The organism is Burkholderia sp. AU45274 (assembly GCF_030482505.1).
Lineage (GTDB): Bacteria > Pseudomonadota > Gammaproteobacteria > Burkholderiales > Burkholderiaceae > Burkholderia.
On the sequence record NZ_JAUJQE010000005.1, the window covers coordinates 108,454 to 123,889 of the forward strand.

A 15,436-nucleotide genomic window follows, 5' to 3' on the forward strand; every position below is an offset into this window, starting at 1 on the left:
ATCGCGTGCCCATACCCTCTTCGCTCGCCCCGTACCTGCCGCAGATCGAAGCGAACCCGTGGTTCGCCGCGCTGCCGCCCGCGTTGCGCGCGGATCTGCTCGCCCGCGCGGCGCTGCGCCGGCTGCCTGCCGGCCAGGCGCTGTTCCGGCGCGGCGACCCGCCGTGCGGGCTGTACGCGGTACTGGCCGGTTCACTCACGATAGGTGCGGTCGACCCGCAGGGCAAGGAAGCGCTGCTGACGGTGGCCGAGCCCGTCACCTGGTTCGGCGAAATCGCGCTGTTCGACGGCCAGCCGCGCACGCACGACGCGATCGCGCTCGACGACGCGCTGCTGCTGCACGTCCCGCAGGCCGCGCTGCTCGCGATCCTCGATGCGACGCCGCAATACTGGCGGCAATTCGCGCTGCTGATGGCGCAGAAACTGCGCCTGAGCTTCCTGACCGTCGAATCGATGAGCGTGATGCCGGCCGCGCAGCGGCTCGCCGCCCGGCTGCTGATGATCGCCGACGGCTACGGCGGGATCAGCGCCGGCCGCACCCGCATCCGGCTGTCGCAGGAAAAGCTCGCGGCGATGCTGTCGCTGACGCGGCAGACCACCAACCAGTTGCTGAAGGCGCTGCAGGCCGACGGCGTCGTGCGGTTGCACGTCGGCGAGATCGAGCTCGTCGACGTCGATGCGCTGCGGCGCGCGAGCGGGTTGCCCGACGGCATGCGCTGAGGTTCCGCACCACCGCCACGCGGCCTCCCCGCCGTCACCGCGTTGCGCTATCGTGGCGGCTCGTCCGTTCATCCGCCCGCCTCGCCTTGAGCACGTCGACCGCCTCCGCTCCGTCCCGCCATCCGTGGCCTGTGTTCATCGCGTTCCTGCGGCTCGGCCTCACGTCGTTCGGCGGCCCGGTCGCGCATCTCGGCTACTTCCGCACCGAATTCGTCACGCGGCGCGGCTGGCTCACCGAGCGCACATACGCGGATCTCGTCGGGCTATGCCAGTTCCTGCCCGGGCCCGCAAGCAGCCAGGTCGGGATGGCGATCGGCCTCGCGCGCGCCGGCTACGCGGGCATGCTCGCCGCGTGGCTCGGCTTCACGCTGCCGTCGGCGCTGCTGATGATGCTGTTCGCGCTCGGCGTGCATGCAACGGGCGAGCCGATCGAAGCCGGCGCACTGCACGGGCTGCGCATCGTGTCGGTCGCCGTGATCGCGCAAGCCGTATGGGGCATGGCGCGCACGCTGTGCCCGGATGCGCGCCGCGTCACGCTGATGGCCGCGGCCGCCTGCGTTGCGCTGCTCGCACCGGCCGCGTGGACCCAGGTCGCGGTGATCGTCGCGGCCGGGTTGGCCGGCCTCGTGTTGCTGCCGCAGCCGCCACGTGGCGCGCACGATCCGTTGCCGCTGCACGTGTCGCCTCGCGCGGGCGTGCTGTGGCTCGCGCTGTTCGCGGCGCTCCTCGTCGTCCTGCCGTTCGCTGCCCACGCGCTGCGCTCCGATACGCTTGCCGTCGTCGATGCGTTCTTCCGCACGGGCGCGCTCGTGTTCGGCGGCGGTCACGTGGTGCTGCCGCTGCTGCAGGCGGCCGTGGTCGCGCCCGGCTGGGTCGGCGATGCGGCGTTCCTGGCCGGATATGGCGTCGCGCAGGCCGTGCCGGGGCCGCTGTTCACGTTCTCGGCGTTCCTCGGCGCGTCGCTGCGCACTGCGCCGAACGGCTGGCTCGGCGGCACGATCGCGCTGGTGTCGATCTTCGCGCCGTCGTTCCTGCTGGTGGCCGGCACCGCGCCGTTCTGGGAACGCCTGCGCCGCAGCACGTGGATGCAGGCCGCGCTCGCCGGCGTGAACGCGGCCGTCGTCGGGCTGCTGCTCGCCGCGCTCTATCACCCGGTCTGGACCGACACGATCGTGGCGCCGCGCGATCTGGCCGCCGCGCTCGTCGCGTTCGTCGCGCTGGTGTTCTGGCGCGTGCCGCCGTGGGCCGTCGTGATCGCGAGCGCCGCGCTCGGCTGGGGGCTCGGCCTCCCGGCCTGACCAGGTGCGCGCGACACGTTTCACCGCGTCAAAAACAAAAAAGCCCTCGTTTCGAGGGCTTTTTTGCTGGGTGCCGCGCGCCGCAGCGGCGCGCAGGCGCCGGACCTTACGCGAAGTTCTTCGCTGCGAAGTCCCAATTCACGATGTTCCAGAACGCTTCGACGAACTTCGGACGTGCGTTGCGGTAGTCGATGTAGTACGCGTGTTCCCACACGTCGATCGTCAGCAGTGCCTTGTCGGCGGTCGTCAGCGGCGTTGCTGCGTTGCTCGTCGACACGATGTCGAGCGAACCGTCAGCCTTCTTCACGAGCCATGCCCAGCCCGAGCCGAACGTGCCGACTGCAGCCTTCGTGAACGCTTCCTTGAATGCGTCGTACGAACCCCACTTCGCGTTGATCGCGTCGCCCAGCGCGCCCGTCGGTGCGCCGCCGCCGTTCGGCGACAGGCTGTTCCAGAAGAACGTGTGGTTCCAGATTTGCGCGGCGTTGTTGAAGATGCCGCCCGACGACTTCTTCACGATCTCTTCCAGCGACAGGTTTTCGAATTCCGTGCCCGGGATCAGATTGTTCAGGTTCGTCACATAAGCCTGATGGTGCTTGCCGTAGTGGTACTGGATCGTCTCGAGCGAGATGGTCGGCGCGAGTGCGTCTTCAGCGTACGGGAGCGGCGGGAGCGTATGAGCCATGGCGATTCCTTCGTTGAGTATGTAGGGAGGCTGTGTTGGATGCTGCCGAGCGTCCGATTGTAGGCGAGGACGAATAACCCCGCAAACTCACGGGCCATTTATCCGCGGTATGCGGAAAAGCGATGTTTGCGCAACGTCCGGCAGGACGAACCCGACGATGAGCAGCATCCGTTCCCGTGCACGATGCGTCCGTTGCGACAACCTTCGCTTCGCTTGCACCCGTTACGTCAGATCGTATCGGTCAGCCGCGGCTGCACGTCGGCGATCGACACGTCGGCCGAGCCTTCCGCGAGATGCACGGTCAGGCGGCGCTGCGGCTTCAGCGCGTTCGGCGTGCGCACCGCGCGGCCCGTCTGCGCATCGATCAGCGCCGCATAGCCGCGCTCGAGCGTGCGCTGCGGGCTCAGCACCTCGAGCCGTGCCGCACAGGCTGACACGCGAGCCGTGTCGCGTTCGTGACGGCGCTGCAAGGCCAGCGCAAGACGCTGCGACAGTCCCGCGAGCGCCTGGCGCGCCTGCGACGGATCAGGCCGTGCGCGCTGCCAGCGCAGCTGCGCGAGCGCGAACCGCGCACGCGCGTCGCGCACCGGCCGCGACGCCGCCGACGCCAGCCGCACCGCGAGCTGCTCGACGTGCGTGCGCTGCCGCTGCAGCCGCTCGGCCGGGCTCACCAGCCGGCGCGCGAGCCAGTCGAGCTGCTGCGCGCGCTGTTCGAGCCGGCGTTCCATGCCGCGCGCGAGCGCCCGCTGGCGCTCGCCGACCTCGCGCAGCAGCAGCGCGCGCTGCGGGCTCGCCAGCTCGGCCGCGCCGGTCGGCGTCGGCGCACGTACGTCGGCCGCGAAGTCCGCGATCGTGAAATCGGTTTCGTGCCCGACGCCGCTGACGACCGGCAGTTCGCTCGCCGCGATCGCACGCGCCAGCGCCTCGTCGTTGAACGACCACAGATCCTCGATCGAGCCGCCGCCGCGACAGACCAGCAGCACGTCGACCTCGCGGCGCGCATTCGCGGTCTCGACGGCCGCGACGAGCTTTTCGGCGGAACCCGCACCCTGCACGGGCGCCGGATAGACGATCACCGGAATGTGCGGCGCACGGCGGGCGAGCGTGGTCAGCACGTCGCGCAGCGCCGCCGCCTGCAGCGACGTGACGATGCCGATCGCGCGCGGATGGGCCGGCAGCGGCCGCTTGCGTTCGGGCGCGAACAGTCCCTCGCTCTCGAGCTGCGCCTTCAGCCGCAGGAACGCCTCGTACAGGCGCCCCTGCCCGGTGCGCCGCACGGCCTCGACGTTGAGCTGCACTTCGCCGCGCGGCTCGTACATCGTGACGACCGCGCGCACCTCGATCCGGTCACCTTCGCGCGGCGTGAACTCCGCGTACTGCGCGCGGCCGCGGAACATCACGCAGCGCATCTGCGCCTGCTGGTCCTTGATCGAGAAATACCAGTGGCCGCTCGCGGCGCGCGTGAAATTCGACACTTCGCCCGAAATCCACAGCAGCGGAAACGAGCGCTCGAGCATCGTCGAAATCGCGCGATTGAGCGCCGAAACGGGAATCACTTCGTCGCCGCCGCGGGTCGCGCCCGGTGCGGCAAATGGGGAGTCGGAAGGCATGGACGGTCGAATGAATGCTGGCGGCGACACGATAGTCCGACACGCACGCGACGTCCAGCGCCGGGCGCATGTACCGTGACGTTCGGAAGGTGTCCACACTTTGGCAATCATCGGCCTAAAACACGTGAAAACCGCGGAAAAATCCAGACAATTCTCTCTAACACATTGATTTTTATATATTTTTAAATCTTTCTGAATGATTCTCATCCGATTCGAAGCCCACCCGGCGGGCGTTTGACGCCATCGAGGAGGGAGTTCTTCACAGAGTTATCCACAAGCCGCCGCGATCCGGCCCCGCGAGCTGCGGCCGCCGGTCGCGCTTGCCGCGCCCGCCCGCGGCGCGCTAGAGTGCCGCCTTCCGCAGACCCCGCGGCATGCGCCGCCCAACGGAGAATCCGCCTTGACGAATCCGTCCCACGCCGCGGCGCACGACCTGCCGCGCCCGGCCCGATGAGCGCGCCCGACGGCCCGCTCGCCCGGCTCGAAGCCCGCCTGACGCGCGAATGGCAGCGCCGCGGCGCGCTCGCGTGGGCGCTCACGCCGTTCGCGTGCGTGTTCGGCCTGTGCGCGGCGCTGCGGCGCACCGCCTACGCGCAAGGCTGGAAGAAGCCGGTCGACGTCGGCGTGCCCGTCGTCGTGGTCGGCAACGTGACCGTCGGCGGCACCGGCAAGACGCCGACCGTGATCGCACTCGTCGACGCGTTGCGCGCGGCCGGCTTCACGCCCGGCATCGTATCGCGCGGCTACGGTGCGAACGTGAAGGCGCCGACCGCCGTCACACCCGCGTCGCGCGCCGGCGCGGGCGGCGACGAACCGCTCCTGATCGCACGCCGCACCGGTGCGCCCGTCTGGGTCTGCCCGGATCGCGTCGCGGCCGCGCAGGCGCTGCGCGCCGCGCATCCGGACGTCGACGTGATCGTCAGCGACGATGGCCTGCAGCACTACCGCCTCGCGCGCACGGTCGAGCTCGTCGTGTTCGACCACCGGCTCGGCGGCAACGGCTTCCTGCTGCCGGCCGGGCCGTTGCGCGAGCCGCTGTCGCGGCACCGCGACGCCACGCTCGTCAACGATCCGTACAGCGGCGCGCTGCCGCCGTGGCCCGACACCTATTCGCTCGCGCTCACGCCGGGCGCCGCGTGGCACCTCGACCAGCCCGCGCTGCGCCGCCCGCTGTCGCAATTCGCGAACGAGCGCGTGCTCGCCGCGGCCGGCATCGGCGCGCCGGAACGCTTCTTCGCGACGCTGCGCGCGGCCGGTCTCGCGCCCGCGACGCGCGCGCTGCCCGACCACTACGCGTTCACCGACAATCCGTTCGTCGACGACGCCGTCGATGCGATCCTGATCACCGAGAAGGATGCAGTAAAATTGGGCGCTTCCTGGCGCGACGCCCGACTGTGGGTTGTCCCCGTCGAAGCCGCGCTCGACCCTCGCCTCATTGCCCTCGTTGTGGAGAAACTCCGTGGACGCTCGCCTGCTTGAAATCCTTGTGTGCCCTATCTGCAAAGGCCCGCTCCACTATGACCGTGCCGCGCAGGAGCTGATCTGCAACGCGGACAAGCTCGCCTACCCGATCCGCGACGGCATCCCCGTGATGCTGGTCGACGAGGCGCGCCAGACCGTCGAAGGCACGCCGGTCGACCCGGCCGGCCGCTAAGCCGCCCGACCCGCCCCTCGTAGCGGCCCGTCCGCGGCGAGGGCGCCGAACCCGCCGGGCGGCCCGCACCCGACGCGCTGCCCGCTCCGTTCTTCTCACCGTCCTCCCCGATGACTCAACCCTTCATCGCCGTCATTCCCGCCCGGCTCGCGTCGACGCGGCTCCCGAACAAGCCGCTCGCCGATCTCGGCGGCAAGCCGATGGTCGTGCGCGTCGCCGAACGCGCGCGCGAAGCGGGCGCGCAGCAGGTGCTGGTCGCGTCCGACGCGCAGAGCGTGCTCGATGCGGCCCGCGATCACGGTTTCGAAGCGGTGCTGACGCGCGCCGACCATCCGTCCGGCACCGACCGGCTCGCGGAAGTCGCGGCGACGTTCGGGTGGAGCGACGACACCGTCGTCGTCAACGTGCAGGGTGACGAGCCGCTGATCGACCCGGTGCTCGTGCGCGACGTAGCGTCGCACCTCGCCGCGCATCCGGCCTGCGCGATTGCGACGGCAGCCCACCCGATCCACGACGCGGCCGACGTGTTCAACCCGAACGTGGTGAAGGTCGCGCTCGACGCGCAGAGCGTCGCGCTGTACTTCTCGCGCGCGCCGATTCCGTGGAGCCGGGACGCGTACCAGCCGCACTGGCCCGACGTCGCGGCCATGCCAGCACCGGCCTTCCCGGTCTACCGGCACATCGGCCTCTATGCGTATCGCGCGCGTTTCCTGCGCACCTATCCGACGCTCGCGCAGGCGCCGATCGAACAGGCCGAGCAGCTCGAGCAGCTGCGCGCGCTCTGGCACGGCGAGCGCATCGCAGTGCTGATCACCGCGTCCGCACCGGAAGCCGGCATCGACACACCGGCCGATCTCGCACGCGTGCAGGCCCTTTTTCAGCCGTCATCAAAATAACCCGTGGCATAATCAGGCGATTGTGCGAGCCGTCCGCGACCAGCGCGTCCTCGCTTGACCCCGCCCGCGGCCCTGCCGGCAGCCGCGCGTCGCCCAACCCGACGCGCCGCATCAGACCGGTCCGCCACGCGCCAGGCAAGCCCCGCGCACACCGTCGCCGGCGCTTTTTTCGTCTCGCCACACGAATCTACATACTGGAGATATCACCATGCGTTTGATCCTGTTGGGCGCGCCCGGCGCGGGAAAGGGCACCCAGGCAAACTTCATCAAGGAAAAATTCGGCATCCCGCAAATCTCGACGGGCGACATGCTGCGCGCGGCCGTGAAGGCCGGCACGCCGCTCGGCGTCGAGGCGAAGGGCTACATGGACGCGGGCAAGCTCGTGCCGGACGCGCTGATCATCGGCCTCGTCAAGGAGCGCCTGAAGGAATCCGACTGCGCGAACGGCTATCTGTTCGACGGTTTCCCGCGCACGATCGCGCAGGCTGACGCGATGAAGGAAGCCGGCGTCGCGATCGACTACGTGCTCGAGATCGACGTGCCGTTCTCGGAAATCATCGAGCGCATGAGCGGCCGCCGCACGCACCCGGCATCGGGCCGCACGTACCACGTCAAGTTCAACCCGCCGAAGGTGGAAGGCCATGACGACGTGACGGGCGAGCCGCTGATCCAGCGTGACGACGACAAGGAAGAAACCGTCAAGAAGCGTCTCGAAGTGTACGAAGCGCAGACCAAGCCGCTGATCACGTACTACGGCGACTGGGCGCAGCGCGGCGAGGAAAACGGCCTGAAGGCACCGCAGTACCGCAAGATCTCGGGCCTCGGCAGCGTCGAGGAAATCCGCGAGCGCGCGTTTGGCGCACTGAAGTAAGCAGCGCATCGCGCACCCGCAAGCCGCCCTTTCCGGGCGGCTTTTTTTTGCCCGGCCGGAATTGGCACGACCGTTCTGGTCCCGCTGTCGCGCGAGCGTGCCCCGTACAATCGGTCGGGTGCGGGCGCTCGCGTGACCCGGGCGCCGGCATTTCAACCCATCGCGCGGCATTGAACCAGGCAACCGCTTGGCGCGGAACCGCAACCCGCGCCGAAGCGCCGATAGCGGTGACCACATTGGACGGCCGCGCCCTGAGCGCTGAAGCGCCACGGGCGCTCAACAACGGAGACAGTCATGGAAATTCGCGGCAACGTGTTTCTGATCACGGGCGGCGCATCGGGCCTCGGCGCCGGCACCGCGCGGATGCTCGCGCAGGCAGGCGGCACGGTCGTGCTCGCCGACCTGAACGACGCGGCGGGCACCGCGCTCGCGACCGAACTGGGCGGCCGCTTCGTGCACTGCGACGTGTCGAGCGAAGCCGACGCCCAGGCCGCCGTCAGCGCGGCGACGCAAGCCGGCACGCTGCGCGGCCTCGTGAACTGCGCGGGCATCGCGCCCGCCGCGAAGACCGTCGGCAAGGACGGCGCGCATCCGCTCGACGTGTTCGCGAAGACGATCAACGTGAACCTCGTCGGCACGTTCAACATGATCCGGCTCGCGGCCGCCGCGATGGCGGCCACCGCGCCGACCGCGGACGGCGAGCGCGGCGTGATCGTCAGCACCGCGTCGGTCGCCGCGTTCGACGGGCAGATCGGCCAGGCCGCGTACGCGGCGTCGAAAGCCGGCGTCGCGGGCATGACGCTGCCGATCGCGCGCGACCTGTCGCGCAGCGGCATCCGCGTGATGACGATCGCGCCCGGCCTGTTCGAGACGCCGATGCTGCTCGGCATGCCGCAGGACGTGCAGGACGCGCTCGGCGCGATGGTGCCGTTCCCGCCGCGGCTCGGCAAACCGGCCGAATACGCGCTGCTGGTGCGCCAGATCGTCGAGAATCCGATGCTCAACGGCGAGGTGATCCGCCTCGACGGTGCGATCCGGATGCAGCCGAAATAGGCACAAAAAACGCCCGCGATGCGGGCGTTTTCTCATTCAGGGTTCCGGCAGCGTGGCGGCGGCTCAGTCCTCGCCGTCGCGCTGCATCCGCTGCCGCAATTCGGTCACCTGCGACTCGACGACGGTGGCGTCGTCCGCGTCCGGCCGCTCGCCGAGATACAGTTCGAGATCCTCGAGCGCGGGCCGCAGGTAATCGAGCCGCGCATACGCGAACCCGCGGTCGCGGACTTCGTCGAGGTGCTCGGGCAGCAGGATCACGAGCCGCTGCTGCACCGCGAGCAGCCGCTGCCAGCGTTCCGTCTGAAGATAGATCGTCTTCAGGTTGCGCAGCATCCGCGCGATGATCTCGCGGCTCGTCGCCGGCTGCAGCAGCGCGCGCAACGCGCTGTCGACCGCGCCGGCCGCCCGCGCGACGTACGGCTCGAGCATCTCGACCATCTCGGCTTCGGACAGCGAATGGCCGTTGGCCGGATCGATGATCAGGTCGCCGTCCGGCAGCGTGACGCGCAGCAGGAAGTGGCCGGGGAACGACACGCCGCGCGCCGGCACGCCGATCTGCTCGGCGAGCTCCAGGTACAGCACCGACAGCGAGATCGGGATCCCGCGCCGCCGCTTCAGCACGGCGTTCAGGTGGCTGTTATCGGGGTCGTAGTAGTCGTTGTGATTGCACGCGAAGCCGAGCTCGCGGAAGAAGAAATCGTTCAGCGCGGCGACGCGGCCCTTCAGGTCCGCATCGTCCGTGAGCCGCCGGCGCAACCGCGCCGCCAGCATGTCGAGTTCGGCCAGCGTGCCCTGCAGGTCGAGGTCGGGATACGCGTCCTGCGCCAGCGACAGCGCCGCTTCCGTGACGGGCAGACTGTCGTCGTCTGCCACGAGCGTGCTGAAGTAGTCGAGGACGCGGGTCATTGCGGTCGTCACTTGGCGCGCCTTCTGAAATAAGCGTATTTGAAGCCCATCACCCACAACATACCGAAATATAGTGCAGCGAACAGCACGAGGCACGCGGCCATCAGCGCGATGCGATCGAGCGGCTGCGTACGCATCCCGGTCCAGTCGAAGCTGATCGACAGCCAGTGCATCAGGCCGGCGAGCACGAGCGCCGCGCCGATCAGCTGCACGAAGAAGCGCAGCCAGCCCGGCGACGGCTGGTAGATGCCGCGCTTGCGCAGCCCGATGAACAGCAGCAGCGAGTTCAGGCACGCGCCGACGCCGATGCTCAGCGTCAGGCCCGCGTGGCCGATCAGCGGCACGAACACGTAGTTCGAGATCTGCGTGACGATCAGCACGCCGATCGCGATCTTCACGGGCGTCTTGATGTCCTGCTTCGCATAGAAGCCCGGCGCGAGGATCTTGATCAGGATGATGCCGACGAGGCCGATCCCGTAAGTCGCCAGCGCGCGCGCGACCATCGTGACGGTGTGCGCGTCGAACTTGCCGTAGTTGAACAGGGTCGCGGTGAGCGGTGTCGCGAAGAAGAACAGCGCGAGCGCGCTCGGTGCCGCGAGCAGGAACGTGACGCGCAGGCCCCAGTCGAGCAGCGCCGAATACTCGTGCGAATCGGCATCGACGTGCGCCTTCGACAGGCTCGGCAGCAGGATCGTGCCGAGCGCGACGCCGAGCAGCGCCGTCGGGAATTCCATCAGGCGGTCGGCGTAGTTGATCCACGACACGGCGCCCTGCCCGAGCCGCGACGCGATGTTGGTGTTGATGATCAGCGACAGTTGCGCGACCGACACCGCGAACGTCGCGGGCACCATCTTCGCGAGCACGCGCTTCACGCCCGGGTGGCGCAGCGCGCGCAGCGGGTTGAGGCCGATCAGCGGCACCATGTCGATCTTCTTCAGGCCCGGCAACTGCACGAGGAACTGCAGCACGCCGCCGACGATGACGGCCCATGCGAGCGCGAACACCGGCACCTTCAGGTGCGGCGCGACGAACACCGCCGCGGCGATGAACGCGACGTTGAGCAGCACCGGCGCGAACGCGGGCAGCGAGAAGCTCTTGTACGTGTTCAGCACGCCGGAGGCGAGCGTCGTCAACGAGATGAACACGATGTACGGGAACATGATCTGCGTCATCGTGACCGCGAGCGGGAACGCCTGCCCGTCGGTGTGCAGGCCGGACGCGACGGCGAACACGACCCACGATGCGCCGGCGATCCCGACCACCGACAGCACGGCAAGCGCCCACGCCAGCACGGTGGACATCGCGTCGACGAGCGCTTTCGTCGCGTCATGCCCCTGCTGGTTCTTGAACTCGGCGAGGATCGGCACGAACGCCTGCGAGAACGCGCCTTCGGCAGACAGGCGGCGCAGCAGGTTCGGGATACGGAAGGCGACGTAGAACGCGTCGGTGTATTGACTGGCGCCGAACGCACGGGCGATCAGCGTCTCGCGGGCCAGTCCGGTCACGCGCGACAGCAGCGTGAAGCCGCTGACCGTCAGCAGGGCTCGGAATAGATTCATGGGGCGCTTATTATACGGACGTTGCGTGGCCCGGCCAGCGGCCGATGCCGAAAAGCGCGAACGCGTTCGGCGCCGTCCTCGGCGGGTGTCACGTTGAACTTGCCACGCGCTTGATTTCGTTGCTATAATCGCCGGTTTCTAGGCTCGTACATGCACGGCAACTGCCGTTTTCATGTCCCTGCCTCGGTTAAAATCACCGTTTTTTATGCGCCCCTGGGCAATCGCTCTCAGGGGACGGATCGAAAAGCAGCGCTTGGCCGTCTAGGCTCCAAGCTCTGGAAACAGGACAGGATAAGGAACCGTCATGGCTAACTCCGCACAAGCACGCAAGCGCGCCCGCCAGGCCGCGAAGGCAAATTCGCACAACTCGGCGCTGCGCTCGAAATTCCGTACCGCGATCAAGGCTGTTCGCAAGGCTGTCGACGCCGGCGATCAAGCAAAGGCTGCAGAGCTGTTCAAGTCTGCCGTCAAGACGATCGACACGATCGCCGACAAGAAGATCGTTCACAAGAACAAGGCCGCTCGCAGCAAGAGCCGCCTGGCCGCAGCCGTCAAGGGTCTGCAGGCAGCAGCGTAAATCCGGTGCGCCCGCTCACGCGGGCGTTCCTGTTTCCTGCGATCGCAAAAAAGCCCGCCTAGGCGGGCTTTTTGTCGCCTGTCGCCAGCGCATGCTGCTGGCCGGTGACAGTTGCCACGAGGGCGGGCGCGGCAAGCGCCCTCGCCCGCGCCGGCATCACTTCTTCGCGTCGTAGTCCGGCAGTTCGCACGCCTCGGTCACGACGAGGTTGTTGTCCTTCGCGAAATTCAGCACGAAATCGAACGCCATCGGCTCGACGTCGCGCAGCCGGGAATCGAGGATCACGCATTTCAGGTCGCCGAGCATCGTCGGACGCACGTAGAGCGAATACTGGAGACGCGCGTTCCGCCCGCTCGCCCCCGGCCCGAAGCAGGCCATCACACCGGCCAGACGTTCCGACCAGTCGCTCGGGCGAAACTTTTTCCCGTCTTTCGTGATGCCCTGGATGAAGAATTCGGTCGGAGGGGTTTCAGCCATGTGGTTACCCAAGTGACGGCCCGGCGATGTCCAGGCAACGGCGCCTGGATACGCGAACACAAAGCTGAAACGGACGGCGGCACAAGCATTCCGATATCCCGAAAACGGGACGTCGGTGCGCGCCACCGGCGGACTGCACCGGATTTGTGCAGCGCACGGCTTGTGTCCGGCAGAGCGCGAAGAGGCTTGCCTGCCGGGCTGGAGAAAACTTTTGAATTATACCGCAGCGCGCCATCGCGCGCCGTCCCGCCACCCCTTCTCCTACGTCGCTTGCCGCGCGCGGCGATCGTGCCCCGCTTCTCTCCGCGGCTCGTCAAAGCACAGAAAATCCTTTATGCTGCTTTGAGTTATCCACACCCGACGGCGGCGCCGTCCGGCCTTGCTGCCGGGTGCAACCCGCCGTATTTCGCTTCATGACCACCAAAACCATTCGTCACTACCTGCAGTTCAAGGATTTCTCGCTGGAAGACTACGAGTACGTGCTCGAACGCACGGGTATCCTGAAGCGCAAGTTCAAGAACTACGAGACCTATCACCCGCTGCACGACCGCACGCTCGCGATGATCTTCGAGAAGAGCTCGACTCGCACGCGCCTGTCGTTCGAAGCCGGGATCTTCCAGCTCGGAGGCCACGCCGTCTTCATGAGCACGCGCGACACGCAGCTCGGCCGCGGCGAACCCGTCGAGGATTCCGCGCAGGTCATCTCGCGAATGGTCGACATCATCATGATCCGCACGTTCGAGCAGGACGTCATCAAGCGCTTCGCGGACAATTCCCGCGTGCCGGTGATCAACGGCCTGACGAACGAGTACCACCCGTGCCAGGTGCTCGCCGACATCTTCACGTATTACGAGCACCGCGGCCCGATCGCCGGCAAGACCGTCGCGTGGGTCGGCGATGCGAACAACATGCTCTACACGTGGATCGAAGCCGCGCAGATCCTCGGCTTCAAGCTGCGCCTGTCCACGCCGCCCGGCTACGCGCTCGACATGAAGCTCGTGTCGCCCGACAGCGCGCCGTTCTACGAGGTGTTCGACGATCCGAACGAAGCATGCAAGGGCGCCGACCTCGTCACCACCGACGTGTGGACGAGCATGGGCTTCGAGGCCGAGAACGAGGCCCGCAAGCAGGCGTTCGCCGACTGGTGCGTCGACGAGGAAATGATGGGGCACGCGAACCCGGACGCCCTCTTCATGCACTGCCTGCCCGCGCACCGCGGCGAGGAAGTGACGGCCGGCGTGATCGACGGCCCGCAGAGCGTCGTGTGGGATGAAGCGGAAAACCGCCTGCACGTGCAGAAGGCGCTGATGGAATTCCTGCTGCTCGGCCGCCTCAAGCACTGACGCGCCGGCAACCCGCCAGCTCATGAAAAAAGCGCCGATCGACGATCGGCGCTTTTTGTTTGGGCGCGGGAAAAGCGGTGCTGAACCCGCGTTACAGGCAGACCGGTTCGGGCTCGAGTTCGACGCCGAAACGGGCGCGCACGTCGGCCTGGATCGCCTGCGCCAGCGCGAGCACGTCGCCCCCCGTCGCGCCGCCGCGATTGACGAGCACGAGCGCCTGGCGGTCGTGCACGGCCGCCGCGCCCAGCGCGCGCCCCTTCCAGCCGCAGCGGTCGATCAGCCAGCCAGCCGCGAGCTTGACCTGCCCGTCCGGCTGCGGATATGACACGACTTCCGGCGCGCGGGCGCGCAGCACATCGAACTGCGCGGCATCGATCACCGGATTCTTGAAGAAACTGCCCGCGTTGCCGAGGACGAGCGGATCGGGCAGCTTCGCGCGGCGGATCGCGACGACCGCGTCGAACACGTCGCGCGCCGTGGCCGCATCGGATGCAATGCCTCGGGCGTCGAGTTCGCGCGTGACGTCCGCGTAGCCGAGCCGCGGTGCCCACTGCTTCGGCAACCGGAACGTCACCGACACGATCGCGAACCGGCCGCGCCCTTCCCGCTTGAAGAAGCTGTCGCGATAGCCGAACGCGCAGCGCGCGGCGTCGAAACGCTCGCTGCGCCCCGTCGCCAGCTCGACCGCGACCAGCGAGTCGAAATACGCCTTCATCTCGAGGCCGTATGCGCCGATGTTCTGGATCGGCGCGGCGCCGACGGTGCCCGGAATCAACGAGAGGTTCTCGAGGCCCGCCATCCCGTGCTCGAGCGTCCATGCGACGAATGCGTGCCAGTTCTCGCCGCCGCCGGCCTCGACGTACCACGCGTCGTCGTCCTCGCGCACGACGCGGCGGCCCGCGATCTCGTCGAGCAGCACGACGCCGTCGAAGTCGCGCGTGAACACGACGTTGCTGCCGCCGCCGAGCACGAGTTGCGGCAGGTTCGCGACGCGCGGGTCGCGATGGAGCGCCTCGAACTGCGACGCATGCGTGATGCGCGCGGCAAAGCGCGCGGTCGCGGCGATGCCGAACGTGTTGTGCGCGGCGAGCGGATAGTCGGGAAGCAGCGACAGGGCGGAATCGTCAGAAGGCATCGGCATTCGCGGTCACGTCCGCCCGGGCGGCGCATGGCCGGCCTTGGGCAAACGGAGGGGCATCGGTAAAATGGCAAACAGTCCGCAATTATAGCGAGTGCCCGCGCGCGAGCCGGGTGCCCGCATCTCAAGGGAGGAATGCCATGCCATCGTTCGACGTCGTTTCCGAAGCGAACATGATCGAAGTGAAGAACGCCATCGAGCAGTCGAACAAGGAAATTTCGACGCGCTTCGACTTCAAGGGCTCCGACGCGCGCGTCGAGCAGAAGGAACGCGAGCTGACGCTGTTCGCCGATGACGATTTCAAGCTCGGCCAGGTCAAGGACGTGCTGATCGGCAAGCTGGCCAAGCGCAACGTCGACGTGCGCTTCCTCGACTACGGCAAGGTCGAGAAGATCGGCGGCGACAAGGTCAAGCAGATCGTCACCGTGAAGAAAGGCGTGACCGGCGATCTCGCGAAGAAGATCGTGCGCCTCGTGAAGGACAGCAAGATCAAGGTGCAGGCGAGCATCCAGGGCGACGCCGTGCGCGTGAACGGCACCAAGCGCGACGACCTGCAGAGCGTGATCGCGATGCTGCGCAAGGACGTGACCGACACGCCGCTCGACTTCAACAACTTCCGCGACTGATCGCCGGGCGATCCGTCACGTCAC

16 protein-coding genes are annotated in these 15,436 nt (G+C 67.9%); 10 read left to right on the forward strand and 6 right to left on the reverse strand.

All coding sequences use genetic code 11. From position 1 onward, the window contains the following. Nucleotides 1-11: 11 nt before the first annotated feature. The gene (locus QZM35_RS19530; protein ID WP_089426642.1) at nt 12-719 is read left to right on the forward strand and encodes a Crp/Fnr family transcriptional regulator; all 708 of its coding nucleotides are present in this window, start codon (nt 12-14) and stop codon (nt 717-719) included. An 86-nt stretch (nt 720-805) separates the two neighbouring features. Continuing rightward, entirely contained in the window at nt 806-2,017 is a 1,212-nt protein-coding gene (chrA, locus tag QZM35_RS19535; protein WP_089426169.1) for a chromate efflux transporter, read from the forward strand. Nucleotides 2,018-2,123: 106 nt separating this feature from the next. Here chrA and sodB read toward each other — a convergent pair whose 3' ends face one another. Both sodB and xseA read right to left on the reverse strand, forming a co-directional pair. Then, the gene (gene sodB / locus QZM35_RS19540; RefSeq protein WP_011352986.1) at nt 2,124-2,702 is read right to left on the reverse strand and encodes a superoxide dismutase [Fe]; all 579 of its coding nucleotides are present in this window, start codon (nt 2,700-2,702) and stop codon (nt 2,124-2,126) included. A gap of 227 nt (nt 2,703-2,929) precedes the next feature. After that, complete coding sequence (gene xseA, locus QZM35_RS19545) at nt 2,930-4,312, reverse strand: exodeoxyribonuclease VII large subunit (protein ID WP_046544571.1); 1,383 nt, start codon at nt 4,310-4,312, stop codon at nt 2,930-2,932. A gap of 450 nt (nt 4,313-4,762) precedes the next feature. Between xseA and lpxK the strand changes: the two genes are divergently transcribed. The 5 genes from lpxK to QZM35_RS19570 all read left to right on the forward strand — a co-directional run bounded on the left by lpxK (nt 4,763) and on the right by QZM35_RS19570 (nt 8,786). Then, entirely contained in the window at nt 4,763-5,791 is a 1,029-nt protein-coding gene (gene lpxK, locus QZM35_RS19550; RefSeq protein WP_089426170.1) for a tetraacyldisaccharide 4'-kinase, read from the forward strand. Beyond that, a complete protein-coding gene (locus QZM35_RS19555; RefSeq protein ID WP_010090898.1) occupies nt 5,772-5,966 on the forward strand; it encodes a Trm112 family protein in 195 nt (64 codons plus the stop codon). Before lpxK ends, QZM35_RS19555 begins: the two co-directional genes overlap by 20 nt. Nucleotides 5,967-6,076: 110 nt before the next feature. Further along, a complete protein-coding gene (gene kdsB, locus QZM35_RS19560; protein ID WP_089426171.1) occupies nt 6,077-6,862 on the forward strand; it encodes a 3-deoxy-manno-octulosonate cytidylyltransferase in 786 nt (261 codons plus the stop codon). A 208-nt stretch (nt 6,863-7,070) separates the two neighbouring features. Continuing rightward, complete coding sequence (gene adk / locus QZM35_RS19565; protein ID WP_011352990.1) at nt 7,071-7,733, forward strand: adenylate kinase; 663 nt, start codon at nt 7,071-7,073, stop codon at nt 7,731-7,733. Nucleotides 7,734-8,027: 294 nt separating this feature from the next. Further along, a complete protein-coding gene (locus tag QZM35_RS19570) occupies nt 8,028-8,786 on the forward strand; it encodes an SDR family NAD(P)-dependent oxidoreductase (protein ID WP_226207154.1) in 759 nt (252 codons plus the stop codon). Nucleotides 8,787-8,849: 63 nt separating this feature from the next. Here the strand turns inward: QZM35_RS19570 and QZM35_RS19575 are convergent, their stop codons facing one another. Both QZM35_RS19575 and murJ read right to left on the reverse strand, forming a co-directional pair. After that, nucleotides 8,850-9,692: a SirB1 family protein gene (locus tag QZM35_RS19575; protein ID WP_089426643.1), complete on the reverse strand. Its 843-nt coding sequence runs from the start codon at nt 9,690-9,692 to the stop codon at nt 8,850-8,852. An 8-nt stretch (nt 9,693-9,700) separates the two neighbouring features. Next, entirely contained in the window at nt 9,701-11,251 is a 1,551-nt protein-coding gene (gene murJ, locus QZM35_RS19580) for a murein biosynthesis integral membrane protein MurJ (protein WP_046544567.1), read from the reverse strand. Nucleotides 11,252-11,555: 304 nt separating this feature from the next. On the opposite strand from murJ, the gene rpsT reads away from it, so the two are divergent. Beyond that, complete coding sequence (gene rpsT, locus QZM35_RS19585; protein WP_039368270.1) at nt 11,556-11,828, forward strand: 30S ribosomal protein S20; 273 nt, start codon at nt 11,556-11,558, stop codon at nt 11,826-11,828. Between the two features lie 156 nt (nt 11,829-11,984). Here the strand turns inward: rpsT and QZM35_RS19590 are convergent, their stop codons facing one another. Then, nucleotides 11,985-12,305: a DUF3579 domain-containing protein gene (locus tag QZM35_RS19590; RefSeq protein ID WP_089426173.1), complete on the reverse strand. Its 321-nt coding sequence runs from the start codon at nt 12,303-12,305 to the stop codon at nt 11,985-11,987. Between the two features lie 413 nt (nt 12,306-12,718). On the opposite strand from QZM35_RS19590, the gene argF reads away from it, so the two are divergent. Further along, entirely contained in the window at nt 12,719-13,648 is a 930-nt protein-coding gene (argF, locus tag QZM35_RS19595) for an ornithine carbamoyltransferase (RefSeq protein WP_089426174.1), read from the forward strand. Between the two features lie 91 nt (nt 13,649-13,739). Here the strand turns inward: argF and murB are convergent, their stop codons facing one another. Next, a complete protein-coding gene (murB, locus tag QZM35_RS19600) occupies nt 13,740-14,789 on the reverse strand; it encodes a UDP-N-acetylmuramate dehydrogenase (protein WP_301776648.1) in 1,050 nt (349 codons plus the stop codon). A gap of 137 nt (nt 14,790-14,926) precedes the next feature. Here murB and QZM35_RS19605 point away from each other — a divergent pair, with 137 nt between their 5' ends. Then, entirely contained in the window at nt 14,927-15,412 is a 486-nt protein-coding gene (locus QZM35_RS19605) for a YajQ family cyclic di-GMP-binding protein (protein WP_039368282.1), read from the forward strand. Nucleotides 15,413-15,436 lie beyond the last annotated feature (24 nt).

Bases quoted from the DNA above. Each gene is read 5' to 3' on its own strand.
- sodB (WP_011352986.1), bottom strand. From the start codon at position 2,702: ATGGCTCATACGCTCCCGCCGCTCCCGTACGCTGAAGACGCACTCGCG.
- xseA (WP_046544571.1), bottom strand. From the start codon at position 4,312: ATGCCTTCCGACTCCCCATTTGCCGCACCGGGCGCGACCCGCGGCGGC.
- lpxK (WP_089426170.1), top strand. From the start codon at position 4,763: ATGAGCGCGCCCGACGGCCCGCTCGCCCGGCTCGAAGCCCGCCTGACG.
- kdsB (WP_089426171.1), top strand. From the start codon at position 6,077: ATGACTCAACCCTTCATCGCCGTCATTCCCGCCCGGCTCGCGTCGACG.
- adk (WP_011352990.1), top strand. From the start codon at position 7,071: ATGCGTTTGATCCTGTTGGGCGCGCCCGGCGCGGGAAAGGGCACCCAG.
- QZM35_RS19570 (WP_226207154.1), top strand. From the start codon at position 8,028: ATGGAAATTCGCGGCAACGTGTTTCTGATCACGGGCGGCGCATCGGGC.
- QZM35_RS19575 (WP_089426643.1), bottom strand. From the start codon at position 9,692: ATGACCCGCGTCCTCGACTACTTCAGCACGCTCGTGGCAGACGACGAC.
- murJ (WP_046544567.1), bottom strand. From the start codon at position 11,251: ATGAATCTATTCCGAGCCCTGCTGACGGTCAGCGGCTTCACGCTGCTG.
- rpsT (WP_039368270.1), top strand. From the start codon at position 11,556: ATGGCTAACTCCGCACAAGCACGCAAGCGCGCCCGCCAGGCCGCGAAG.
- QZM35_RS19590 (WP_089426173.1), bottom strand. From the start codon at position 12,305: ATGGCTGAAACCCCTCCGACCGAATTCTTCATCCAGGGCATCACGAAA.
- argF (WP_089426174.1), top strand. From the start codon at position 12,719: ATGACCACCAAAACCATTCGTCACTACCTGCAGTTCAAGGATTTCTCG.
- murB (WP_301776648.1), bottom strand. From the start codon at position 14,789: ATGCCGATGCCTTCTGACGATTCCGCCCTGTCGCTGCTTCCCGACTAT.
- QZM35_RS19605 (WP_039368282.1), top strand. From the start codon at position 14,927: ATGCCATCGTTCGACGTCGTTTCCGAAGCGAACATGATCGAAGTGAAG.